The sequence below is a fragment of the Bradyrhizobium sp. genome (genome assembly GCF_049519115.1).
Lineage (GTDB): Bacteria > Pseudomonadota > Alphaproteobacteria > Rhizobiales > Xanthobacteraceae > Bradyrhizobium.
This window is the reverse complement of sequence record NZ_JBEKRB010000037.1, coordinates 57,756-71,464: the sequence shown is the minus strand read 5'-3', so window position 1 is coordinate 71,464 and position 13,709 is coordinate 57,756. Positions and strand designations below refer to the sequence as shown.

Below are 13,709 nucleotides of genomic sequence, written 5' to 3'. Positions count from 1 at the left end.
GATAGCGAGCGGCCGACTGGGAAGGCTCCCAAAGATCGGCGTAAGGAACGGCTGAAGCTGGCGCTACGCGAAAATCTCAAACGGAGAAAGTCGCAGGCGCGCGAGCGAAGCGATTTCACGCCGGCGTCGTCCGCTTCTGATGAGGTCTCTTTCGATGGCGGCGAAGAAAGCCCGGGTAAATAGCCGGTTGGCTCGCGTATGCAGGTTCTCGTATGCCGGTTGATGAAATTCCTCGACCGGGCGGTTTTGCTGGAAGGCGGTTGGTAATGTCGGAGGCCATCATCGGACAAGAAACGGGCGGCGCCGCGAGCCTCGCCAACGCCTTTCCTCGGTATGAACAGACGTTCCCGGGCCTGACCGCGCAGGAAATCGCGCGGATGCAGCGGTTCGGCGAGGAACGAAACTATCACCACGGCGAAGCGCTGTTCGAAACCGGCAAGCCGGGGCCTGGCATGTTTGTCGTGCTGTCCGGCCATGTGGCCATTACCCAACGTGATGGCCTTGGCCGGGTCACTCCGATCATCGATCAGGGGCCGGGCCAGTTTCTCGCCGAGATCGGTCAGTTGTCGGGGCGCGCCGCGCTGGTCGACGGCCATGCCGAGGGCGATGTCGCAACGCTGCTGATTTCGCCGGAACGCCTGCGCGCGCTGATGGTCGCGGAAGCCGATCTCGGTGAGCGCATCATGCGGGCGCTGATCCTGCGCCGCGTCAACCTGATTCGCGGCGGCGCCGGCGGGCCTGTGTTGATCGGCCCGGCGAATTCCGCCGGCGTCATTCGCCTTCAGGGGTTTCTCTCCCGCAACAGCTATCCGTATCACGTGCTGTGTTCGCATGCGGACCCGGACGCTGCCGAAGTGGTTGCGCGCTATTCGCCGTCGCCGGCCGACCTGCCGCTGGTGGTGGTGCCCGACGGGACCGTGTTGCGCAACCCGGGCGAATCCGAACTGGCGCGCGCCATCGGCATGGTGCGCGCCGTCTCAAAGGACATGGTCTATGACGTCGCCGTTGTGGGCTCCGGCCCCGCGGGACTGGCGACTGCGGTCTACGCGGCCTCGGAAGGCTTGACGGTTGCGGTTTGCGATACGCGGTCTTTCGGCGGCCAGGCTGGCGCCAGCGCCCGAATCGAGAACTATCTCGGCTTTCCGACCGGCATTTCCGGGCACGCGCTGATGGCGAGAGCCTTCAACCAGGCGCAGAAATTCGGCGCTGACATCATGATCCCCGTCGAAGTGAACTCGCTCGATTGCTCGCGTGCCGACGGCGCCTTCGGCTTGACGCTCGACAATGGCGATGTGGTGCGAGCCCGCTCCGTCGTGGTGGCGAGCGGCGCTCGTTACCGGCGGCCGGTGATCGAAAGCCTCGCCGACTTCGAGGGCCGGGGCGTCTGGTACTGGGCCTCGCCGGTCGAGGCGCGTCTGTGCACCCGTCAGGAGGTCGTGCTGGTCGGTGGCGGCAACTCCGCCGGCCAGGCCGCGGTCTTCCTGTCCGGCCATGCCAGCAAGGTTCACATGGTGATCCGCGGCGGCGGTCTTGCCGCCAGCATGTCGCGCTATCTGATCGAGCGCATCGAGGCGTCGGCGAATATCGAATTGATATTCAACGCCGAGATCACGCGACTTGAGGGGACCAAGGAGGGTTCGCTGGAAGGCGTACGCTGGCGCAGCCGCCTCGCGCCCGAAGAAAACCGGTTTGATACCCGCAATCTTTTCCTGTTCGTGGGCGCCGATCCTGCCACCGGCTGGCTCGAGGGCTGTGGCGTGAAGGTCGATCGCGCCGGTTTTATCATCACGGGCGCGCCAAACGGCGGAGCGTCTGCCGCATCAACGCTCGAGACGTCGGTGCCAGGCGTTTTCGCGGTCGGCGATGTGCGTTCGGGGTCGGTTAAGCGCGTCGGCGGCGGGATCGGTGAGGGCGCGCAGGTCGTTGCCGCGTTGCACGGCTACCTCAACGACGCCGCGAAGCCGGCGCTCTAAAGCCGGTCTTTTATTGCCCGAGCCGGCAGTGCTGTGACGGCATTGCAAAAATTCTATGACGCGGTCAATCCACTCCACTGGCTGTGGCAATTTCAACCGAACGGCCGTAGCATCGAGCGATCCAACAGGGGGGATTGCATCATGATGCTGGGTTTAAGCTTGCATGCCGTCACGGTCCTGCACGTCGTCATCAGTTTGGTCGCGATCGTCGCGGGCATCGTTGTTTTGTTCGGGCTGTTCAAGTCGCAATCGATGCCGGGCCTGACCGCCATCTTCCTCATCACCACCATCCTGACCAACGCCACCGGCTTCATGTTTCCCTTCGAGAAGCTGTTGCCCTCGCATATCATCGCGATCCTGTCGTTGGTGTTGCTTGCGATCGCCTGCTACGCGCTCTACGGCGCGAAGCTTGCCGGAGCCTGGCGTCCGATCTACCTGATCACCGCGATCGCCTCGCTCTATCTCAACGTCTTTGTATTGGTGATCCAGAGCTTCCTGAAAATTGGCCCCTTGCATGAATTGGCGCCGAGCGTACCACCGAGTGAACCGCCGTTCGCCGTCGTGCAGGGCATCGTGCTCGTCCTCTTCATCCTGGCGACCGTCAGGGCGGTTCGGCGCTACCACCCGGCCTGAGTGAGGCCGGTGAAGGTCATCCTGTTCGGCGCCACCGGAATGGTCGGGCAGGGCGTGTTGCGCGAATGCCTGCTCGATCCCGGAATTGAAAGCATGCTCGCGGTCGGGCGCAACCCGCTCCGCGAGCAGCGGCCGAAGCTGCGTGAAATCCTGCACAATGACTTCACCGATTATACTGACATCGAACCGCAATTGACCGGATACGATGCCTGCTTCTTCTGTCTCGGCGTGTCGTCCGTCGGGATGGATGAGGAACGTTACCGGCATTTGACCTATGACGTCACGCTGGCGGCGGCGAAGACCCTTTCGAGGCTGAACCCGCAGATGGTGTTTGTTTATGTCACGGGGCGGGGCACCGATTCTACCGAACATGGCCGGCTGATGTGGGCGCGGGTCAAGGGCAAGACCGAGAACGACCTGCTCAAGCTGCCGTTCAAGGCGGCCTACATGTTTCGTCCCGCCGGTATCCAGCCGCTGCACGGCATCCGCTCGAAGACGGCATGGGTTCAGGCAATTTATGTCGGTGCCGCGCCGCTGCTGTCGCTGCTCAACCGCGTGGCCCCGGCATGCATGACCACGACCGAGCAGGTCGGCCGCGCCATGATCAAGGTGGCGCGGGAGGGGTATCCCAAGGCCGTGCTGGAAAGCGAAGATATTAATCGCCTCTAACCGCCATACCTATTAAATAGCCGCAAATTCAAAGCTTGCCCTATATAGTGGGCATAGCAAGAAGCAGGTTTCGGTATGGATCGCATTCGCATCATCGGCGGCAATCAACTCAACGGCACCATTCCGATTTCCGGCGCCAAGAACGCCGCGCTGCCCTTGATGATCGCGGGCCTTCTGACCGACGAGACGCTGATCCTCGATAACGTGCCGCGGCTCGCCGACGTCGCGCAGTTGCAGCGGATCCTCGGCAATCACGGCGTCGATATCATGTCGGCCGGAAAGCGGCCCGGCGACCGCGAATATCAGGGCCAGACCCTGCACATTTCGGCGGCTGACATTATCGATACCACCGCGCCTTATGAGCTGGTGTCGCGGATGCGCGCGAGCTTCTGGGTGATTGCGCCGCTACTGGCGCGGATGCACGAGGCAAAAGTCTCGCTGCCGGGCGGCTGCGCCATCGGCACGCGCCCGGTCGATCTATTGATCATGGCGCTGGAAAAACTCGGCGCCAAGATCGTTATCGACGGCGGCTATGTGATTGCGAGCGCTCCGGGCGGCTTGAAGGGCGGCGAGATCGATTTTCCCAAGGTGACGGTCTCTGGCACGCATGTCGCGCAGATGGCGGCGACCCTGGCGAAGGGAACGACGATCATTACCAATGCCGCCTGCGAGCCGGAGATTTTCGACGTCGCCGATTGCCTCAACAAAATGGGTGCGCGCGTCACGGGCGCCGGCACGCCGCGGATCGTCATCGAAGGTGTGAATGCGCTGCACGGCGCACGGCACACCGTGCTGCCGGACCGGATCGAAACCGGCACCTATGCCATGGCGGTGGCGATGACCGGCGGCGATGTTCAGTTGAGCGGCGCGCGGCCGGAACTGCTGCAAGCCGCGCTCGATGTCCTGACCGAGGCCGGCGCGGTCGTGACCGCGAATAACGAGGGTATTCGCGTCGTCCGCAACGGCGCAGGCCTCAATCCGGTGCGGGTGTCGACCGCGCCGTTTCCGGGCTTCCCGACCGATCTTCAGGCCCAACTGATGGCGCTGATGACCCGCGCCAAGGGCGCTTCCCATATCACTGAGACGATTTTCGAAAATCGCTTCATGCACGTCCAGGAACTGGCGCGGTTCGGCGCGCGGATCCAGCTCGACGGCGAAACCGCCACCATTCACGGCATCGGCGAATTGCGCGGCGCGCCCGTCATGGCGACCGACCTGCGCGCTTCGGTGTCGCTGGTGATCGCGGGGCTTGCCGCCGAGGGCGAGACCATGGTCAACCGCGTCTACCATCTCGACCGCGGCTTCGAGCGGCTGGAGGAGAAGCTCTCCGCCTGCGGCGCCCTCATCGAGCGCATCAGCGATTAAACGCGCAAGCGCTTAAAACTCGCGAAAGGAACAGGCACTTTCTGTGGGGTGGGGCGCTGCCATCCCGTGAAGCGTCCTTAAACGCTGTTGGCTGCTAACGGGTTGACGGCGATTTGCCCTCGCGCCATGGAGCAGAAGCCTTTACTTTACGACCTTAAGACCTCCGGAAAGCCGCCATGCCCGTTCTGCTCGACACCTCCAGCGCCGATTTCGCGACAACATTCGCCAGCTTCCTGGCGATGAAGCGCGAGGCCGCCGCCGATGTCGAGGCGGCCAGCCGCCGTATTGTCGAGGATGTCGCCGCCCGTGGCGATGCCGCGCTGATCGAAGCGACGCAAAAATTCGACCGGCTTGGCATCGACGCCTCGCGGCTCCGGATCAGCGCGGACGAAGTCGAGCAGGCGGTGAAGGCCTGCAACCGCGAAACGCTCGCGGCGCTTGAGTTCGCGCGCGACCGGATCGAGAGTTTCCACCGCCGGCAAATACCGAAGGACGAACGCTTCACCGACGCGCTCGGCGTTGAACTCGGCTGGCGCTGGAGCGCGATCGAATCGGTCGGCCTTTATGTTCCCGGCGGCACCGCCGCCTATCCGTCGTCGGTGTTGATGAATGCGGTGCCAGCGAAAGTCGCCGGCGTCGTCCGCGTGGTCATGGTGGTGCCGTCGCCGGACGGAAAGCTTAATCCGCTGGTACTGGCGGCAGCACATCTCGCCGGGGTTTCGGAAATCTATCGCGTCGGTGGAGCGCAGGCGGTGGCGGCGCTGGCCTACGGCACGGCGACTATCGCGCCGGTCGCCAAGGTCGTCGGGCCCGGCAATGCCTATGTCGCGGCCGCCAAGCGGCTGGTGTTCGGCAAGGTCGGCATCGACATGATCGCGGGCCCGTCCGAAGTGCTGGTCATCGCCGACCGCTCCGCGAATGCCGCCTGGATCGCCGCCGATCTGCTGGCGCAGGCCGAGCACGACGTCAACGCGCAATCGATCCTGATCACCGACGATGCGGCGCTCGCCGCCGACGTCGAGCGTGCGGTGGAAACGCAACTCGCGACCTTGCCGCGCGGCGCGATCGCGCGCGCCTCGTGGCAGGATTTCGGCGCGATCATTCGGGTGCGCACGATCAATGAATCGGTTGCCCTTGCAGACGCGCTCGCCGCCGAGCATCTGGAGATCATGACCGCGGATCCCGAAGCGCTGGCCGCCAAAATCCGCAATGCCGGCGCGATATTTCTGGGACCGCATACGCCCGAAGCCGTCGGCGATTATGTCGGCGGCTCCAACCACGTGCTGCCGACCGCGCGCTCGGCGCGTTTTTCCTCCGGCCTTGGCGTGCTCGATTTCATGAAGCGGACGTCGCTGCTCAAATGCGGACCCGATCAGTTGCGCGCACTCGGCCCGGCGGCGATGACGCTCGGCAAGGCGGAGGGCCTCGATGCTCATTCACGCTCCGTCGGAATCCGTCTCAACCTGTCATGACCACGCCGCCGCCAGGAGACGATTCGAAAAGCCGCATCATTGCGGTCACGCTCGATGAGGAATCGATCGGCCGCTCCGGTCCTGACATTGAGCACGAGCGCGCCATCGCGATCTACGACCTGATCGAGCAGAATCTGTTCGCGCCGGAAGGCGTCGACGGCGGCCCCTTCACGCTGCATCTTTCCATCACCGGCAATCGCCTCGCCTTCGATATCCGCCGCGAGGACGGCTCGCCCGTAGTGGCGCATCTGCTGTCGCTGACGCCGTTTCGGCGCATCGTGAAAGATTATTTCATGATCTGCGACAGCTACTATCAGGCGATCCGCACCGCGACGCCGGACCGGATCGAGGCGATCGACATGGGCCGGCGCGGCATCCACGACGAAGGATCGCGTACGCTGCAGGAAAGGCTGAAGGGCAAGGTGCGGATCGACTTCGAGACCGCGCGCCGCCTGTTTACGCTGATCTGCGTCCTGCACTGGAAGGGGTGAGCCGCATGATCCCGAAAAGCGTGCAGCGGTTTTCGGACGCGACAAACGCAAGGTGCGTTTGCGCGGAGATCATGCGCAAGATAACAAGCATGGACCCGAAAAGTGGGCGCCGGTTTTCGGATGAAGCCGTGCGCCAGTTGAAAAAAGCCTGATGGCAGCGCCGCTCTTGCGTGCTCCGCAAGCTGTGCTGTTTGCCTGTGGCTTCAACAGCGTGCGCTCGCCGATGGCTGAAAGCCTGTTGCAGCAGATGTTTCCGCACGCGCTCTATGTGCGATCAGCCGGTGTCAAGAAAGGCGAGCTTGATCCCTTTGCGGTCGCCGTGATGGCCGAACTCGGCCAGGACATCTCGCAGCACAGACCGATGACGTTTGAGGAACTCGACGACTGGGAGGGCCTCAATTTTGATCTCATCATTACGCTGGCGCCGGAGGCGCATCACCGGGCGCTGGACCTGACGCGAACGCTCGCGGCGGAGGTGGAATACTGGCCGACGCCGGATCCGACCGGTCTCGAGGGCAGCCGTGAGCAGAAACTGGAGGCCTATCGCGAGGTTTGCGACGGCTTGCTGTTGCGCATTCGCAAGCGATTTTCGAACGTCGGCGCGGCCAGCGGCTAAAGCGGGCGCTTCACACACAGTTCCTGAGTGACGGAGACCTTCATGGCCCGCCAGCCGTGTTGCGACTTCGTGACGCCCGGATGTCAGCGGTGCCTTGGGTGTTTTCCTCATGTGTAGCGGCCAGTTACCAGGCGCCCTCTTCGTCATGATGGCAACGAATGCACGGTTGTCTCGGCGTGAGCCTTCCGATAGGTTCCGCGCGCATTCCGGGGTTTCGAATCTCTCCCACCAACTTAAATCCGCATGCTTGGCCGTCCTAAACTGGTTCTCGCCTCAGGTTCACCGCGACGTCTCGGCCTGCTCAACCAGGCCGGCATCGAGCCCGATGCGTTGCGCCCTGCCGATGTCGATGAGACCCCCAAACGCGGCGAGTTGCCGCGCGCCTGCGCCAATCGTCTCGCCCGTGCCAAGGCCGATGCCGCGCTCAAATCGGTGCAACTCGATGATGAGTTGCGCGGCGCCTTCATTCTTGCTGCTGACACGGTGGTTGCGGTCGGCCGCCGCATCCTGCCCAAGGCCAACCTGGTCGACGAAGCCGCGCAATGTTTGCGGCTATTGTCGGGCCGTAATCACCGCGTCTACACCGCGATTTGTCTCGTCACCCCGCGCGAAGCGTTTCGCCAGCGCCTGATCGAGACCCGAGTGCGCTTCAAGCGGCTCTCGGATGAAGACATTCAGGCCTATATCGGCTCGGGTGAATGGCGCGGCAAGGCCGGTGGTTACGCGGTGCAGGGCATCGCGGGATCGTTCGTGGTGAAGATGGTCGGCTCCTACAGCAACATCGTGGGCCTGCCTTTGTACGAATCGATTTCGCTGCTCGGCGGCGAGGGGTTTCCGATCCGCTTTGGCTGGCTGAATGCGAGCTAAGTCGTCAGACAACAAGTCTCCCCGCACAGCGGCTGCGAAGCCGTGCCCGATTTGTGGCAAGCCTTCGGTCGAAGCTGCCAAGCCCTTTTGTTCGGATCGCTGCCGGGATGTCGACCTCAATCGCTGGCTGTCGGGTTCCTATGCGATCGCCGGCCGGCCGGACGAGGACAACGATTGATTTTAATTCATTTTTTCAACAGGTTGCGCGGCCATTCACCGCTACCCTTCGGGCGGTGACGGACCCGTCTCACGACTAATTTGAGGCACTGCCGCGCTCCCAGAAGCCGTTCCGGCTTCGCCCTCCGGGTGACGGCGGGCAGGAGGGCGAAGCGTGGTGGACAGAGCCGCGTTGCCTGACTATAAACCGCCGCTCCCGTTAGCCTTTCAGGCAGAGGGAACGCCCAGGTAGCTCAGTTGGTAGAGCATGCGACTGAAAATCGCAGTGTCGGTGGTTCGATCCCGCCCCTGGGCACCATGACCCCCTCCGCAGTCTTCCGCCACCGTCCGCCAACGTGTTAGAATCCCTCAATAAAGCGAGGAATTCTCTTCCACTGCCCTCCGCGGTGTTCCGCTGACAACCAGAACATTTGTTGGTACGGCTGTTGGGATTGGAGAGAACATCTGTTGGTAGATTGAGCTGAGGGGATCGAACCCATGCCCATTTCAGACGCTGTATGCCGTAGCAGCAAATCGCGAGAAAAGCCGTATAAGCTGAGCGATGGCGGGGGCCTCTATTTGCTGGTCGAAACCAACGGCTCGAAGCTTTGGCGTCAGGCCTTCCGTTTCGATGGGAAACAGAAGCTCATCGCGCTCGGCGGGTATCCGGCTGTTTCACTGGCGGAGGCGCGTGCTGGCCGCGACGCCAACAAGAGCTTGCTCGCGAAAGGTATTGATCCGTCTGTCCAACGCAAAATCGATCGCGGCGCCGCGCGTATTGCGCGTTCGAACACTTTTAGGATCGTTGCTGACGAACTGCTCGAAAAGTTCAAAGCCGAAGGCGATGACCCGAAGACCCTCGACAAGAAGAAATGGCTTCTCGGCTTCATAAATGCCGACCTGGGCGATCGACCGGTTGCCGAGATCAAGGCGCCGGAACTGCTCGACGTGCTTCGGAAGATCGAGCGGCGAGGTCGCTTTGACACCGCGCGACGGACGCGAAGTCTGGCAGGTCGTGTTTTCAAATATGCAATCGCGACCAATCGAGCTGAGCGCGATCCATCCGCCGACCTCGCTGGCGCGTTGATCTCGCCAAAGGTTCAGCATCGAGCATCTATCACAGACCCTAAGGCGGTCGGCGCGCTCATGCGCGCCATCGACGAACTCGACGGTCAGCTGACGACCAGAGCAGCGCTGCAGCTCATCGCGGTGACGTTTGTGCGGCCCGGTGAACTTCGTCATGCAGAATGGAAAGAATTCGATATTCCAAACGCTATCTGGAATATCCCTGCCGAAAAGATGAAGATGAGCCGACCACATAAGGTGCCGTTGTCGCGTCAGGCGATAGACGTTGTTGAAAGTCTCCGTCCTATTACCGGCAAGTCCCGCTATCTTTTTCCGCAAATTCGATCCTGGCACCGGCCCATATCTGATGGAACACTAAATGCGGCTCTCCGCCGTATGGGCTACAGCAAAGCTGAGATGACGGCTCATGGGTTTCGTTCGACTGCGTCAACGCTACTGAACGAGAGCCGTAAGTTCAGTGGCGATGCTATCGAACGTCAACTTGCGCATCAGGAAGACGACGATACTCGTGCAGCTTATAACTTTGCAGAATTTTGGGATGAGCGCGTCAAGTTGATGCAGTGGTGGGGAGATTATCTCGACGAATTACGCGAACTCGGACAAGTCGCCGCGCTGCGCGCTTGACTGATCTGCCCCGCTGGCGCGGCAACGGCTCGCCACAATTGCAATAAGGTTACGGTCTGCGGAGGCTCGCAAATTCCGCAAGGCACCTGGCCCGCGTCATGACCGTGAGTGAATTTCAAAACGTCATCGAGCGATCTTTAGCGAGATTCGTTGCCGCTCGAGCCGCAAGGTCTAACCTAAACTAATTCATGGAACTCAACACACACATCTCGCTGTGAGCCGCGCGTCAATGGATGATCCGCTCCGCCCCGGCGCTGCGGTGCGCCAGCCTTTAGAGCATCTGGAGGTTTCTCCGTGGTGGTAGCGCGGTCGATCGGAGCGGCAGGGTGACTTTGAGCCAGCGCTCTCTTACTAGCCGCCTTTGGGCCCACGTCCATATCGGCCTTTTGCAGGCGGATCACGCGCCGCAATACGCTCGCTGCGTTCGCCGACCTTCACCTGCAATGGCTCGTTCGCGATCTTCTTCCCCTGCCACCAAGCGGCGGCATTCCTCGCGACGCAACAAGATCGCTCAGTCCGCGATCCTACGCTCTGCTCGGGCCAAGGCTGCAGGCCGGTCGTTGCGGCGCTCAAAGAACGCCATCAAGGCCGCGATGGTCGCGGACTTGGAAAGCAGCAACAGGAGATCACCATGGCTCAGATTGGCACCTTCACTCGCGCCGAAGACGGATCGTACACCGGCACCATCAAGACGCTCTCGCTCAACATCAAGGCGCGTTTCCTGCCGGCCGAACTCTCCGAGAACGAGAAGGCTCCGAACCTGCGCGTGCTGGCCGGCAACGTCGAGATAGGTGCCGCTGCCTCACGGTGCTCAGGCCCGCCCTTACAGCATATCGAAAAATTATTTGGCGCCGCTGATGTCCGAAACTAGCCAAATAATCGTCGACGCGCGCTGTCGTACGCTGTGGCCCTCGGACGTCCGCATTGACGCTGCTCATCGCAAAGATAAGTCTGGCCCCTATCGAGTTTATGTGCGAGCGGGAGACTTCATGAGGTACAAGCCGCGAGAAAGCAGAGTGGAAGTGTCGCAGTTTACTTGATCCGATTCAGAAGTCAGGGGACCAAAGGCGATTCCATTCGCTCAGCGGTTTACCTGTACGATCAAAGAAGCATGTGAGCTAACAGGCCTTGGGCGCACGAAGCTCTACGAGCTGATAGTAGACGGACATCTTGCGACGACAACCGTCGGACGCCGGCGATTGGTTGTGGTGAGTTCACTTCTGTCACTCCTCGAGGCGAAAACCCCATTGTGATGGTGTGCGGCCGAAGTGCGAGCAATTCCGAATACGAAGAACCGTACCAAGTTGATCGGCGCGATAGCGTTCGTATTCCATTCGCGAACCTGTGCCCTAGGCAGGGCAACTGCGGGGATTGGCAATTAAAACCAGACCCTATACAGAAACGTCGGCTTTGCTGCTTTTGTTTTGGCATCTTGGCCAGCCGCCAAGGTGTTCAAAGGTAAAGTCTGTGAAGAAACAAATAGAACCAAGGGAGGACATCAATGTCCAAATATGCCGATCGTTGGCACCGCCTAGCTTTTGGATTGTCAGTTGCTGTCGTCTCCGCGTTCTTCGCATCAGAGATGACATGCAATGCGCTTGCGCAAGATCAAGGAAGCTGGTCTGCCGCGTCCATAATGCCGACGCCCACCGCAGACCCCGGAGTCGCTGCTCTCGACGGGAAGATTTACGTTGTCGGCGGTTCAACTTTCTTTCCGCATGCTCTCCCCACATCTGCCGACATGGGCTCAGGCACGTGGGGGTCGTCAGTCAATTACGAATACGACCCTGCGACAGACCACTGGCGCGAACTTGCGCCGTTGCCAATCGGATTAAGCCACATCGGATTAGTCGGATTTAATCACAAGCTTTATGCTTTTGGAGGGTTCACCAGTCTCGTCCATGCGAATGCTCAGGACGTGGCCCTCGCATACGATCCGACGGCCAATGCCTGGCAGTGGCTTGCGCCGCTCAGTTCACGGCGCGGGGGACTCGGCGTCGTTGAAGTCGGCGGAAAAATTCACGTCTTCGGCGGCCGGCCTCGCGACCCAACGCCTCTCGACATCCACGAAGTCTACGACCCAACGACCAATCAGTGGACTAAAAAAGCGCCAATGCCGCTGGCACGTGATCATATGGGTATCGCGGTCATCGATGGCAAAATCCACATCGTCGGTGGACGCACAGGAGGTCAAATCGACAACCTCCATGACCACGACGTCTATGATCCAGCGACGGACCAATGGACAAAAGCAGCGCCAATGCCGACCGCCCGAAGCGGCGGGGCGGCAGTTTATTACCATGGGCTGCTGCTCTTCGTCGGCGGTGAGTGCAAGAAGCGCGATCCAAACGCTCGATTCGGCGGTGGTGAGGATTTTGACGAGAACGAGGGCTACGATCCGAAAACGAATACGTGGATAAGCTTGGCGAAATTGCCCAGTGCTCGACAAGCTTTTGGTTCCGCCACCGTCGGTTCGGCAGCCTATTTTCCAGGTGGTACGCTGCGCTGTGGAGCCCTGGCGCTCACGGATCAGATGCTGATTTTTCAAATGAAGTAAGAAGCGAGCGTACCCCTGCCACGTCCAAGTGATGAGGATCTCAATAGCGGCGCGACAAGGATTGCCGAACTCCGGCCCCCAAATTAGGGTCAGAACTCATTAATTTTTCTATTTGAACAATACGATATTGATTCGTATTGGGGAAGAATTGATGAGCAGAAATCTGTTCTGGCTAAGCGACGAGCAATGGGCACGGATTGAACCGCATTTGCCGAAGGATGTGCGTGGTGTTGAGCGCGCCGACGACCGGCGCGTGATCAGCGGGATCGTGCACGTGCTCAGATGCGGCTGCCGCTGGTGCGATTGCCCGGAAGCTTATGGTCCACTGACGACGATCTATAACCGCTTCGTACGCTGGGCGCGGCGTGGCATCTGGGAAAACACCTGTTCCGGGAGCTTGCTGGGAACGGACGATCCACAGACACACAGATGATCGACTCCACACACGTCAAAGCGCACCGCTCGGCATCGGGCCGAAAAGGGGGGAGCAGAAGCAGGCTGTTGGCCGCTCGCGCGGAGGGCGCAACACGAAGATCCACGCACTCGCAGATGCTAAAGGACGCCTCATCGCTATTCTGTTGACCGGAGGTGAAGCGCACGACTGCCCGGTCGCAGAACGCCTGATCCGCAGGGTAAAGTCGGCGAAGCGTATGCTTGGCGACAAGGCTTACGACAGCGCCGAATTGCGCGAAGAACTGGATGAACGCGGAACCAGGCCGGTCATTCCAAACCGCAGCAACAGGAAGCAACCGTTCCGCTTCTCCAAGCGCCTCTACAAGCTTCGCTGGCGCATCGAAGCTGCCTTCAACAGACTGAAGGACTTCCGCCGTATCGCAACACGTTATGACAGACTGGCTCGAAACTACTTGGCCTCTGTCTGTCTGATCGCTGCTCTCGTATGGTGGATTTAATGAGTCGCGACCCTAGTAGTCTGAAGGGGCCGGGCGTAGGCCAATATTATGATGGGACACGAGGCGCGTTTGAGATCCATATGGGGTTGGTCGCGTCGAAAGGCTGCGAGAATTAGACATCCACTCCTCGCATCGCGTCAAATATCTAAAGGCGTTGCTCGACCTCGACTATGTCATCTGCCATGATGGCGTCGCCTTGATGAACGCTAGCGAGATCGGCGACTTGTACCGCGCCGAAATGTCCAAAGTCCGGAACTCGAAAGACTGAAAAGCAAACAACATAATAATC

Annotated in this window: 13 protein-coding genes, 1 tRNA gene and 1 pseudogene; all 15 read left to right on the top strand. The window is 60.8% G+C overall.

Annotated elements, in window-relative coordinates:
* Positions 1 to 266 precede the first annotated feature (266 nt).
* The 15 genes and pseudogenes from ABSE61_RS24720 (at position 267) to ABSE61_RS24650 (ending at position 13,420) form a co-directional block, all read left to right on the top strand.
* Positions 267 to 1,973 carry an FAD-dependent oxidoreductase gene (locus ABSE61_RS24720; RefSeq protein WP_423873764.1) on the top strand — a complete coding sequence of 569 codons (1,707 nt, stop codon included), beginning with the start codon at positions 267 to 269 and terminating at the stop codon, positions 1,971 to 1,973.
* Between the two features lie 141 nt (positions 1,974 to 2,114).
* Positions 2,115 to 2,606: a hypothetical protein gene (locus ABSE61_RS24715; RefSeq protein ID WP_423873763.1), complete on the top strand. Its 492-nt coding sequence runs from the start codon at positions 2,115 to 2,117 to the stop codon at positions 2,604 to 2,606.
* 9 nt (positions 2,607 to 2,615) lie between these two features.
* Positions 2,616 to 3,275, top strand: coding sequence for a Rossmann-fold NAD(P)-binding domain-containing protein (locus tag ABSE61_RS24710; RefSeq protein WP_423873762.1), 660 nt, complete (start codon positions 2,616 to 2,618; stop codon positions 3,273 to 3,275).
* Between the two features lie 75 nt (positions 3,276 to 3,350).
* The gene (gene murA / locus ABSE61_RS24705; RefSeq protein ID WP_423873761.1) at positions 3,351 to 4,640 is read left to right on the top strand and encodes a UDP-N-acetylglucosamine 1-carboxyvinyltransferase; all 1,290 of its coding nucleotides are present in this window, start codon (positions 3,351 to 3,353) and stop codon (positions 4,638 to 4,640) included.
* 176 nt (positions 4,641 to 4,816) lie between these two features.
* The gene (gene hisD, locus ABSE61_RS24700) at positions 4,817 to 6,112 is read left to right on the top strand and encodes a histidinol dehydrogenase (RefSeq protein WP_423873760.1); all 1,296 of its coding nucleotides are present in this window, start codon (positions 4,817 to 4,819) and stop codon (positions 6,110 to 6,112) included.
* Positions 6,109 to 6,603 carry a UPF0262 family protein gene (locus tag ABSE61_RS24695; protein WP_423873759.1) on the top strand — a complete coding sequence of 165 codons (495 nt, stop codon included), beginning with the start codon at positions 6,109 to 6,111 and terminating at the stop codon, positions 6,601 to 6,603. Before hisD ends, ABSE61_RS24695 begins: the two co-directional genes overlap by 4 nt.
* A gap of 151 nt (positions 6,604 to 6,754) precedes the next feature.
* Entirely contained in the window at positions 6,755 to 7,219 is a 465-nt protein-coding gene (locus ABSE61_RS24690; RefSeq protein ID WP_423873758.1) for an arsenate-mycothiol transferase ArsC, read from the top strand.
* 243 nt (positions 7,220 to 7,462) lie between these two features.
* Positions 7,463 to 8,086 carry a Maf-like protein gene (locus ABSE61_RS24685; protein WP_423873757.1) on the top strand — a complete coding sequence of 208 codons (624 nt, stop codon included), beginning with the start codon at positions 7,463 to 7,465 and terminating at the stop codon, positions 8,084 to 8,086.
* The gene (gene yacG, locus ABSE61_RS24680; protein ID WP_423873756.1) at positions 8,076 to 8,264 is read left to right on the top strand and encodes a DNA gyrase inhibitor YacG; all 189 of its coding nucleotides are present in this window, start codon (positions 8,076 to 8,078) and stop codon (positions 8,262 to 8,264) included. Before ABSE61_RS24685 ends, yacG begins: the two co-directional genes overlap by 11 nt.
* Positions 8,265 to 8,485: 221 nt before the next feature.
* A tRNA-Phe gene (locus ABSE61_RS24675) sits at positions 8,486 to 8,561 on the top strand.
* Positions 8,562 to 8,740: 179 nt separating this feature from the next.
* Positions 8,741 to 9,952, top strand: coding sequence for a tyrosine-type recombinase/integrase (locus ABSE61_RS24670; RefSeq protein ID WP_423873755.1), 1,212 nt, complete (start codon positions 8,741 to 8,743; stop codon positions 9,950 to 9,952).
* 631 nt (positions 9,953 to 10,583) lie between these two features.
* Positions 10,584 to 10,823, top strand: a complete 240-nt coding sequence (locus ABSE61_RS24665; RefSeq protein ID WP_423873754.1) for a DUF736 domain-containing protein — start codon at positions 10,584 to 10,586, stop codon at positions 10,821 to 10,823.
* 199 nt (positions 10,824 to 11,022) lie between these two features.
* A complete protein-coding gene (locus tag ABSE61_RS24660; protein WP_423873794.1) occupies positions 11,023 to 11,205 on the top strand; it encodes an excisionase family DNA-binding protein in 183 nt (60 codons plus the stop codon).
* 248 nt (positions 11,206 to 11,453) lie between these two features.
* Positions 11,454 to 12,509, top strand: a complete 1,056-nt coding sequence (locus ABSE61_RS24655; protein ID WP_423873753.1) for a Kelch repeat-containing protein — start codon at positions 11,454 to 11,456, stop codon at positions 12,507 to 12,509.
* Between the two features lie 151 nt (positions 12,510 to 12,660).
* A pseudogene (locus ABSE61_RS24650) lies at positions 12,661 to 13,420 on the top strand (IS5 family transposase).
* Positions 13,421 to 13,709: the final 289 nt, after the last annotated feature.